Consider the following 7,418-nt stretch of genomic DNA (forward strand, 5'->3'; position numbering starts at 1 on the left):
AATGAGGTGGGTCGCACCCCAAATTTCGCCTCGTCGTGGAAGTCTTTTTTATTGGCACCCTACTTCCTAAACAGCTTCATCATGTGTCCATCTAATTCTGTTGTTCCTATTCGGGTGCACTGAGGCAGATAAGCCAATTTATCAAGAGGCAGCTCCACTTCCACCTCCCCCTGGACCAATAGTTAGAAATAAGCCCACTATCGAGTTTGACTCGTTGTATGCTGTTCTGCCTTTAGCAGAAAATGACAACATCTTCAAAAACAGTCAAGCAGTTGGGCTTACAAAAGCTGAAATAATGGTCGTTGATTCATTATTAAACAAAGCAATAAACGAACATAACCAAGTGCAGGAGGAGGAGTTCCAAGACATGACCAAAGCCCACCCTGAAATTCCGTTTAGAAAGGAGAATTACTTCATTAGCTTGCCGGGCTATAAGCGACAGTTAATAGCTGCAGTTAATTCCAAGGGTGAAAAAGAGGTGTGGGTAAATTGCTTTTGTACAAACAACAAAAAATGGCGCTGGCAGATGGTTTATGTGATGGATGGTGGCAATTGTTATTTCAACTTAAAAATCAATTTAGCCAAGAAGTCTTGGTATGACTTTATGGTAAATGGCCTGGCCTAACGAGTTAATTAACGTACCCCATCCAGTGCTGCCCGCAGCCGCGGCAGCGCCGCCTGAATAGCCTCCAGCGTTTCCGCACCAACCGAGGCGCGGAACCAGGGCTCCGAGGGCTCGGTGCCGAAGGCGCTGAAGGGCACCAGCGCCAGGTTGGACTGGGCAATGAGGTAAAATGCCAAGTCCTTGGAAGTGGCCAGCACTTGTCCGTTGGGGGCCGTCCGGCCCAGCACATCCAGCTTGATGGTGAGGTAGATGGCGCCGGCCGGAGCAATGGAATCGACGGGATAGCCCTGGGCTTTCATTTCCTGCAGGCCGGCGTGCAGAGCCGAGAGCGTGCTTTGAATGCGGGTTTTGAAGTTGGCCATGTAGGCATCCACGGCGGCCGTTTCGGGCAGGAACTTGGCCGTAGCCACCTGCTCGGCCTTGGGGGCCCAGGCGCCCACGTGGCCCAGGATGGACTTCATCTTGTCGATGATGTGAGCCGGGCCGAAGCTGTAGCCTACGCGCACACCGGTGGCGGCAAAGCACTTGGAGATGCCGTCGATGTAAAGCACGTAGTCGCGCAGCTCCGGGCGCAGGCTGATGGGGTCGTAGTGCTTGGTGTCGCCGAAGGTGAGCAGCCAGTAAATCTGGTCGTAGAGCACATACAGCGGTTTCTCATCAGGGCCGCGGCGCTTATTCTCGGCCAGCACCAGGTCGCAGATTTCCTCCAGGTCCTGGCGCTGGAATACGGTGCCGGTGGGGTTGAGCGGCGAGCACAGGGCCAGCAGGGTGGCGCCGGGCAGGTGCGGGGCCAGCTCGGCGGCGGTAGGCATAAAGTCGTTTTCGGGGCGGGTAGGCACGGCCACGGGCTCGGCGCCCGTGAGGTGGCAGTAGTGGTTGTTGTTCCAGGAGGGCAGGGGAAACACCACCCGGTCGCCGGGGTCAATCAAGGCGCGGTAGCAGGCGTAGATGAGCGGGCGGGAGCCGCCGGCTACCAGGAAGTCGTTGGGGCCGTACTCCAGGCCCAGGCGGTTTTTGAGAAAGGCCGAGGCCGCCTGCCGCAGCTCCACGATACCGTTGGCGGGCGGGTAGTTGGTGTAGCCGGCCTGGTAGGCTTCGGTGATGCCCGTTGACAGGCCCTCGGGAATGGGAAAAATGGCCGGGTCGAAGTCGCCGATGGTGAGGTTGCAGATGGACTCGCCCTGGCGAATCCGCTCGCTTACTTCATTGCCGATTTTGATGATTTCGGAGCCGATAAGGCTGCCCGCCATTTGGGAAACTTGCATAAGGGTTTGGTTTCGGAGCTGAGGGTGCTGGTTTAAGCTGGCCCGCAAGTTACGGGCGCTGTCCTTTGCAGCCATAGGAAATATGGAACGAAACTCCCCTCCTCAGATGAGGAGGGGACGTCAAGCCTTCAGGCTTGACTGGGTGGTTGAATTCGTTGAACGACACCCGAACGACTTGTCCTACCGGCGCAGGCGGCCTAACCACCCCCGTTTTCGCTGGCGCGAAAACATCCCCTCCTTGGTAAGGAGGGGAGTCTCGTCCTTCCCTCATCACCTCATCACCTCATCACCTCATCACCTCATCACCTCATCACCTCATCACCTCATCACCTCATCACCTCATCACCCGGCCCGACGCTTCTCTTCCTCGGCGCCCCCGGCCCGGCGCTTGGCGGGGACCACTTTGTCGTTGCCAAAGCGGTAGGAGAGACTCAGCGTGCCCACCCGGGTATCGCGGAACTGGTAGAACTTCTCCTCGTAGTTGCTGTACGACGAGGTGACGTGCGCCGGCATGGTATAGAAGATGTCGGCCACGGCCAGCTTCACGTTGAGCTTGCGGTCGAGCAGGCTTTTTTGCAGGCCGGCGCCCACGCTGCCCAGGGGCTGCTGCACCAGGAAGCCATACACCTGCCGCGACTCGTAGCGGCCGTTCAGCTCCCCGCTCCAGCCATTGCCAAAAGTGAAGGTGTGGCTGGAGCTAAACTCCAGCGCCACGCCGCCCCGGTTGAGGTTGGTGCCGGCTAGGTTGCCGGTAAAGCGGTTGTAGTACAGCACCACGTTGTTGTACATGTTCCACCACTTGGCTACCTGCACGGGCACCGTGGCCGTCAGGCCATAATAGTGCTGGTAGTCGAGGTTGCGGGTAGTGGCGATGACAGTGCTGTCGGAGGCGGGCTGCACTACGCCAATCATGGGGTTGCTGGTGACGCTGTAGCTCAGGCCCAGGCTGTAGTTCTGCCGGAAGGTGTGGGTCAGCTCCAGGTTGTAGCTGGTTTGGGGCAGCAGCTCGGGGTTGCCGCCCTGCAGCGTGGTGCGGTCGATAAACTGCCGGAAGGGGTTGAGGGAGCCGTAGGTCGGGCGGTCGATTCGGCGGCTCATCGATAAGGCCAGCTCGTGCTTGTCGGAGAAAGTGCGCTTGATGGCGGCGCTGGGAAACAGCTGGAAGTAGTGGCGGTCGAAGTTTTGGAACTCCACCGAGCGGTCCTGCTTGCCCACGGCATTGGTTTGCTCGCCGCGCAGGCCGGCCTGCAGGGTAAGGCGGGGCGTGGTGTAGTTCAGGTTGACATAGGCGGCGTTGATGTTTTCATCGTAGCGGAACCGGTTGGAGCTATTCAGGTCGTACTGCCCGTCGGTGTAAAACTTCGCGTCGTTGTCGGCCGTCACCAGGCTGGCTTTGGCGCCCGCCTCCAGCTGCGCTTGCTTGCTGAGGGGGCGGGTATAGTCGAGCTTCAGCGACTGAATGCTGAGCTGGCCCAGCTGGTTGTTGGACACGGTATTCAGGAGCAGCTCATTGTTGTAGGTGCGCAGCACCTGGTCGTTGTCGATGCGGTAGGCGGCATAGTCGGCATCGACCGTCAGCTCGTGCGTACCCAGCGAGTCGGTGAAAGCGTGCCGCAGGTTGAGGTTGGCTGCCGCGTTGGGTGAGTAGCTGTTGGCTTTGGAAGCCGAGAAGAAGGGGTAGTTCTCGCCGCGGGCCAGGTTGCGGATGAGGCCGGTGTTGTTGCCGTTGCTTTGGTTGCGGTTGTCGAGGCCATTCACCACCATACCAACCGTGGTTTTGGGCGTCAGGCTAAAGTCGGCGCCGGTTTTCCAGCTGTGGGTGAAGGAGTGGCCCACAAAGCGGCTTTGCTGGTCGGTGGTGCCAATCAGCTGCCCGGCGCGGTTGAAGAAGTCGCGGTGCAGGTTCAGGCCCCCGAAATTTTCGCGGTTCGCGTAGCTGTAGCTGCCAAACAGGTTGAGCTTCTTCTTGCGGTGGTTCAGCGAGAGGCCACCGGTGAGCTTGTTGTACTGGCTGCGGCCGTAGCTGGCGTTTACGCTGCCGTTGCTGCCTTGGCGCTGGTCCTTTTTCAGGTTGATGGCGATGATGCCGGCGCTGCCCTGGGCGTCGTACCTGGCCGGCGGGTTGGTAATCAGCTCAATGCTCTTGAGCTGGTCGGCCGGCAGGGCACGCAGCAGGTCGGCCAGTTCCGCGCCGCTCATGGGCTGGCGCTTGCCGTCGATGAGCACCAGCAGGCCCTGGCGGCCGCGCAGGCCCAGGTTGTCGTTGCCATCTACGGTTACGCCCGGCGAGCGGCTCAGCACGTCGAGGGTGGTATTGCCGGCGGCCAGGGTGCTGCCCTCCACGTTCACCACGGTGCGGTCGGCCTGCCGCTCAAACAAGGGGCGGCGGGCCGTTACGGTTACTTCCTTCAGGGCCGTAGCCGCGCTCGTGCGCAGCATGATGGGCGCGAGGCTGAGCCCGGCGGCCGGCAGCTCCAGCGGCCCGCTCCAATACCGCTCAAACCCCACCTGCGCGGCCGACACCAGGTAGCGCGCTCCGGAGAGTGCTTCCAGGCGAAAAGCTCCTTTGTCGTCGCTAAACTCAGTTTTAACTACGCTGGAGTCGGCCGCCCGGTGCAGGGTGACGGTGGCAAACTCGACGGCTGCCCCGGTGGACGAGCGGAGGCTGCCGCTGAGGGCCGCCCGGGTTTGCGCCTGCGTAGCCAGCGGGCCCAGTAGGAGGATGGCCGGCAGCAGGCGGCGGGGGTGAAGAAAAGTGAGCATTGTTGCAGAGGAAAAGGTGTTGATTAACCCGTTTTTCAGGCCAGGGATAGAGGTACTAAGGGAGGCGTTAAAAGCCTGTGTTGGGGCTTTAACTTCTTCTGATTCCAATGTTTTCTAACTGGGTGCCCCATCTTGTGAGCCGCTCTTGGCTGCGCAGTTGGCGTAGATGCGGTCCAGCAGCAGGCGCAGCTGGGTGGTTTCGGCTTCGCTGAGGCCGGCCAGGGCCTGTTGGCGATTGCTGAGCACAATAGGCTGCACCGCGTCGAGGGTGCGCTGCCCGGCTTCGGTCACGCGCAGACGGGCCCGGCGGCCATCGGTAGGCGAGGGCTCGGTGGCCAGCAGCCCGCGCAGCACCAGCAGGCCGATGATGCGCGCTACCGAGGCCTGGTCCTTGAAAACCCGCTCGCTGATATCGGTCTGGGTGAGGTCGTCGTTTTCGAGAATCACGCGCAGCACCAGCCATTGGTCGATGGTAATGTCCACGCCCGCCCGGTCGATTGAGGCCTGGGCCATTTTGCGGTACTGCCGGATGGCTTTGTCCAGGGAGTAAAAAAGGATGTCGTTCAGCATGGGGTAGCGTGGTCGTTACAAAGACTATGATGTATCATGAATGCAGGCCTAATAACAGGGCTGCGGGTTAGAAAAAGCAAAAGTTTGAGGATAGGGGCGGCGCACGGCGTATTTTTGAGCCGTGAACCCAATTACGCTCCTCGTCCCGACGCTGGCCGACCTGCCGGCGGCTGCCAGCCAGCTTCGCAGCGCCATCGACGCCAGTCGTTGCTCGATAGTTGCTTTGGAAGGCGAGATGGGAGCGGGAAAGACCACGCTCATCCGTGCCCTGGGGCAGGCCTTGGGCATAAGCGATGAGGTAAGCAGCCCCACTTTCGCGCTGGTAAATGAATACCGGGATGGGCAGGGCGCTCCGGTGTATCACTTTGACTTCTACCGCATTGACTCCGTGCTGGAAGCCGAGCGTATAGGGGCGGTGGAGTATTTCGATTCGGGGTATCTTTGCTTGATTGAGTGGCCCGCCCGGGTGCTCGAATTGTTGCCGCGGCCACGGCTGGAAGTACATATTTGCGTGACCGACACCGAAGCACGGGAGATTCAATTAAAAATTATGAATTAAAAATTAAAAATGAGTTTATCTGTCTGGCTCCGGCAGAACGGCTCCATTTGTCATTCATAATTCATAATTTATAATTCATAATTCAAAAAGTAATGCCCGAACAGCTACCCTCCGGTTTTGAGTCTTTGGCGACCAGCCGCGCCTATTTCACCCAGGAATCCATGCTGGCCGTGGAGACGCGCAAGCGCAAGCTGTTCATCGGGCTGCCGCGGGAAACCTCGCTGCAGGAAAACCGCCTGGGCCTGACGCCGGAAGCCGTGCAGCACCTGGTAAACGCCGGGCATGAGATTGTGCTGGAAGCCGGGGCCGGCGAGCCCAGCAAGTATGCCGACCACGACTACTCCGAAGCCGGTGCTACCATTGCCTACTCGGCCGAGGAAGTGTACAAGGCCGACATCATTCTGAAAGTGGCCCCACCCACGCTGGATGAGATTGAGCTCATGCACGCCGGGCAAACGCTGATATCGGCCATGCAGATGGGCTCGCTCAGCGCCGAATACATCGCGGCCCTGATGCGCAAGAAAATCAATGCCATCGGCTTTGAGTTCATGAAAGACCCCAGCGGCGCGCGGCCCGTGGTGCGGGCCATGAGCGAAATCGCCGGCTCCACGGTGATGCTGATTGCCGCCGAGTACCTGGCCCGCTCCAACGAGGGCAAGGGCATTATCCTGGGGGGCATCACGGGCGTGCCGCCCTCGCAGGTGGTGATTCTGGGTGCCGGCACCGTGGCCGAGTACGCCGCCCGCGCCGCCACCGGCCTGGGCGCCGAGGTGAAGGTGTTCGACAACCACCTCTACAAGCTGCGCCGCCTTAAGCACAACCTGGGCATGCAGCTCTACACCAGCACGCTGGATACGTTTGCCCTCAGCCAGCAGATTCGGCGGGCCGACGTGGTGATTGGGGCGCTGGCGGTGGAAGACGGGCGCATTCCCTTCATGGTGCCCGAGGAGATGGTGTCGAGCATGGCCTCCGGCTCGGTGATTATCGATGTGAGCATCGACCAGGGCGGCTGCTTTGAAACCAGCGAAATCACCACCCACAGCAACCCGGTGTTCCGCAAGTACGACGTGGTGCATTACTGCGTGCCCAACATGGCCTCGCGGGTGCCCCGCACCGCCACCAACGCGCTGAGCAACATCTTCACGCCCATCCTGCAGGAAATCAGCCAGCACGGTGGCATCAACGAGGTGCTGTTCACCAACGAGCATTTCCGCAGCGGCGTGTACATCTACCGCGGCTCGCTCACCAATGCGGCCATTGCCAAGAAGTTTAACCTGCGGTATAAGGAGCTGGGGCTGCTGATTGCGGTGCGGAATTAAGCCCAAACCACGGATTTTTCGGGTTAGCCGGATTTCGCGGAATTCATTGACGTTTTCGGCAAGGCAATAATGGCGCGCACGTCCTTCTTACTGATTGGCTGGCTTAGCCTGTTATGCTCCTGCGCTCCAAAGACAGAACAAAGTTTGCCGGAGTTGAGAATGCGACTGCTCGAGGCGGCTTTAACGGAGCAGAATGTTGAGATTGCCAGGGCCAATTCCCGAAAAGCTCAGGAATTAGCTAACCCAAGTTGCGGGCTATAGGCCGGCTTGGTGGAGGGTGTGGGCAAAAATGAAGAGGGCAATTTTCAGGGCAAACC

The 7,418-nt window shown here is 59.6% G+C and carries 6 protein-coding genes; 3 read left to right on the forward strand and 3 right to left on the reverse strand.

The features are described from left to right. Positions 1–214: 214 nt before the first annotated feature. Positions 215–625, forward strand: a complete 411-nt coding sequence (locus tag ABD919_RS14040; RefSeq protein ID WP_345236648.1) for a hypothetical protein — start codon at positions 215–217, stop codon at positions 623–625. 8 nt (positions 626–633) lie between these two features. Here the strand turns inward: ABD919_RS14040 and ABD919_RS14045 are convergent, their stop codons facing one another. From ABD919_RS14045 to ABD919_RS14055, 3 genes are all read right to left on the reverse strand, one after another. Further along, a complete protein-coding gene (locus ABD919_RS14045) occupies positions 634–1,890 on the reverse strand; it encodes a pyridoxal phosphate-dependent aminotransferase (RefSeq protein ID WP_345236649.1) in 1,257 nt (418 codons plus the stop codon). Between the two features lie 342 nt (positions 1,891–2,232). Then, complete coding sequence (locus ABD919_RS14050) at positions 2,233–4,653, reverse strand: outer membrane beta-barrel protein (protein WP_345236650.1); 2,421 nt, start codon at positions 4,651–4,653, stop codon at positions 2,233–2,235. Positions 4,654–4,767: 114 nt separating this feature from the next. Beyond that, positions 4,768–5,223 carry a MarR family winged helix-turn-helix transcriptional regulator gene (locus ABD919_RS14055; protein ID WP_345236651.1) on the reverse strand — a complete coding sequence of 152 codons (456 nt, stop codon included), beginning with the start codon at positions 5,221–5,223 and terminating at the stop codon, positions 4,768–4,770. A 121-nt stretch (positions 5,224–5,344) separates the two neighbouring features. On the opposite strand from ABD919_RS14055, the gene tsaE reads away from it, so the two are divergent. After that, entirely contained in the window at positions 5,345–5,782 is a 438-nt protein-coding gene (gene tsaE / locus ABD919_RS14060) for a tRNA (adenosine(37)-N6)-threonylcarbamoyltransferase complex ATPase subunit type 1 TsaE (protein WP_345236652.1), read from the forward strand. Positions 5,783–5,874: 92 nt separating this feature from the next. After that, on the forward strand, positions 5,875–7,101 hold the full coding sequence (locus ABD919_RS14065; RefSeq protein WP_345236653.1) for an alanine dehydrogenase: 1,227 nt from the start codon (positions 5,875–5,877) through the stop codon (positions 7,099–7,101). Positions 7,102–7,418: the final 317 nt, after the last annotated feature.

The organism is Hymenobacter saemangeumensis, assembly GCF_039541835.1.
In the GTDB taxonomy this organism is placed as follows: Bacteria; Bacteroidota; Bacteroidia; order Cytophagales; family Hymenobacteraceae; genus Hymenobacter; species Hymenobacter saemangeumensis.

What these genes read in the sequence shown, in the direction of transcription:
- ABD919_RS14045 (WP_345236649.1), bottom strand. Translation starts at nt 1,890, where the DNA reads ATGCAAGTTTCCCAAATGGCGGGCAGCCTTATCGGCTCCGAAATCATC.
- ABD919_RS14050 (WP_345236650.1), bottom strand. Translation starts at nt 4,653, where the DNA reads ATGCTCACTTTTCTTCACCCCCGCCGCCTGCTGCCGGCCATCCTCCTA.
- ABD919_RS14055 (WP_345236651.1), bottom strand. Translation starts at nt 5,223, where the DNA reads ATGCTGAACGACATCCTTTTTTACTCCCTGGACAAAGCCATCCGGCAG.
- ABD919_RS14065 (WP_345236653.1), top strand. Translation starts at nt 5,875, where the DNA reads ATGCCCGAACAGCTACCCTCCGGTTTTGAGTCTTTGGCGACCAGCCGC.